Genomic DNA, 2188 nt, shown 5'->3' on the forward strand with positions numbered 1-2188 from the left:
GGTGAACGGCTTGCCGTCATGCCACTTGACGCCGTCGCGCAGCTTGAACGTCACCGAGAGGCCGTCGGCAGCACCTTCCCAGGACAGCGCCAGGCGTGGCTGGAGCCCGTCCTTGCCGTCGAAGGAGGCCTCGGCCAGCGTCTCCACGACCTTGCTGGAGATGAAGAATACGCCGTTGGAGGCGACGATCGCCGGGTTGAGGTTGCGCGGCTCGGAGTCGGCGGCGACAACCAGGCGGCCACCCTTCTTCGGCGTCTGCGCGCGGCCGATCACCGGGATGGCGGTGGAGGCGAGCAGCGCCGCCGAGCCGGCAAGCACGGTGCGCCTGGAAATGGTGAAAGCTGACATGATCGACCTCCGTCCTCCGCGCCACCCGGCGGGCGCCAATTCCCCTCGACGCCAGCGGTCCGCGAACGTCCTTGCGGCGGCGATTATGGCCCTTGCCGAGGGTTTCGCCAGAGAAGGAATTGGCGCATGGTGGCTTGGCTTTGAAATTTTCGTCCGCTGGACCAGTAGCCAGGAAGCGGCCCAATCAACCAGACTGGTAGGACCAGAAAAAGCGATTGGCGTGCGAGACTCGGCTTTGAGAAGTCTCTGAAGGCCAAGGGCACCCATTTCTGGCTGGACCAGAGTGGGTGAGCTGGTGCAGATTTGGCCGACAGCCAGACGATCAGCCACAAGACCAGCCGGCGAGCCGGTCCGATCGGCGGGCACATTCAGGGAGAGAAAAATGAACATCGCCCCGGGCAAGAATGCGGTCGCCATTCCATTCGACCAGGAAAGGCTGGACGGGCTGATGGAGGAAGCGGGCATCGACGTGCTGCTCGCCACTTCCAAACACAACACGCAATATCTGCTCGGGGGCTACAAGTTCATCTTCTTCGCCGCCATGGATGCGATCGGCCACAGCCGCTATCTGCCGATCGTCGTCTACGAGAAGGGCGGACCGGACCGTGCCGCCTATATCGGCAACCGCATGGAGGGCGCCGAGCACCAGAACAACCCGTTCTGGACACCGACCCTGCACGCTGCCTGCTGGGGCACGCTGGACGCCGCCAATCTTGCCGTCGAGCATGTGCAGAAGATCGGCAAGGGCGGTGCCCGCATCGGCATCGAGCCGGCCTTCCTGCCGTCGGATGCCTACACGCTGATCCGCAAGGCGCTGCCGGACGCGAAGCTCATCGATGCGACCGGCATGCTGGAGCGCATGCGCGCCATCAAGACCGACGCCGAGCTCGAAAAGCTGCGCGTCGCCTCGGAGCTGATCACCGATTCCATGCTGGCGACCATCCAGTGGGCGCGCGAAGGCACGACCAAGACCGAGATCATCGAGCAGCTGCGGCGCGAGGAGACCAATCGCGGCGCGCATTTCGAATATTGCCTGCTGACGCTGGGCTCAAGCCACAACCGCGCGGCCTCGCCGCAAGCGTGGATGCGGGGCGAGGTGCTGTCGATCGATTCCGGCGGCAATTATCACGGCTATATCGGCGATCTCTGCCGCATGGGTATCCTCGGCGAGCCGGACGCCGAGCTGGAGGATCTGCTGGCCGAGGTCGAAGCCGTCCAGCAGGCGGCGTTTTCGAAGGTCAGGGCTGGCACGCTCGGCGGCGACATGATCGCCCATGCCGAGGGCGTGCTGAAAGCCTCTAAGGTAGCGCCTTACACGGATTTCTTCGCCCACGGCATGGGGCTGATCACGCATGAGGCGCCATTCCTTATGACCAACCATCCGGTCACCTATGAAGGCACCTACGCCGGGAAGCCGCTGGAACAGAACATGGTGCTGTCGGTCGAGACGACGATGCTCCACCCTGCGCGCGGCTTCATCAAGCTGGAGGATACGGTCGCGGTGACGGACACCGGCTATGTTATGTTCGGCGACCGGGCGCGGGGGTGGAACAGGGGCGGGATTTCATAAGGCCGAAAGTCGGCGCCTCCCCTCATCCGCCTGCCAGCACCTTCTCCCCGTAGAACGGGGAGAAGAAACCAGCTTCGGCGATTTGCGAAATCGTTGATGAAGGCGTCTTTCTCCCCGTCCTACGGGAAGAAATGTCCGGCAGGACAATGAGGGGCGGCGCCAGCTTCGAAGGTTCACTCCCCTGCCGGCATCAGCCTGAAATCCGGCAAATCCCGCAGCGCCAGTTCCGGCCCGGCGGGCGAATAGATGACGAACAGCTGCATCCGCTGG

The 2188-nt window shown here is 63.8% G+C and carries 2 protein-coding genes and 1 pseudogene; 1 reads left to right on the forward strand and 2 read right to left on the reverse strand.

The window, feature by feature from the left end; genetic code table 11:
* A partial coding sequence (locus tag EN780_RS32575; RefSeq protein WP_245500199.1) for an ABC transporter substrate-binding protein occupies nt 1-348 on the reverse strand: 348 nt, incomplete at its 3' end.
* A 382-nt stretch (nt 349-730) separates the two neighbouring features.
* Between EN780_RS32575 and EN780_RS32580 the strand changes: the two genes are divergently transcribed.
* Nucleotides 731-1918 (forward strand): Xaa-Pro peptidase family protein, encoded by a 1188-nt coding sequence (locus tag EN780_RS32580; protein WP_128276325.1) that lies wholly within the window; start codon nt 731-733, stop codon nt 1916-1918.
* A 173-nt stretch (nt 1919-2091) separates the two neighbouring features.
* On the opposite strand, the pseudogene EN780_RS40980 reads toward EN780_RS32580, so the two are convergent.
* A pseudogene (locus EN780_RS40980) lies at nt 2092-2188 on the reverse strand (cupin); the annotation flags it as partial.

The organism is Mesorhizobium sp. M4B.F.Ca.ET.089.01.1.1 (assembly GCF_004022605.1).
GTDB lineage: Bacteria > Pseudomonadota > Alphaproteobacteria > Rhizobiales > Rhizobiaceae > Mesorhizobium > Mesorhizobium abyssinicae.

Coding starts and splice junctions, on each gene's coding strand:
- EN780_RS32580 (WP_128276325.1), top strand. CDS start 731: ATGAACATCGCCCCGGGCAAGAATGCGGTCGCCATTCCATTCGACCAG.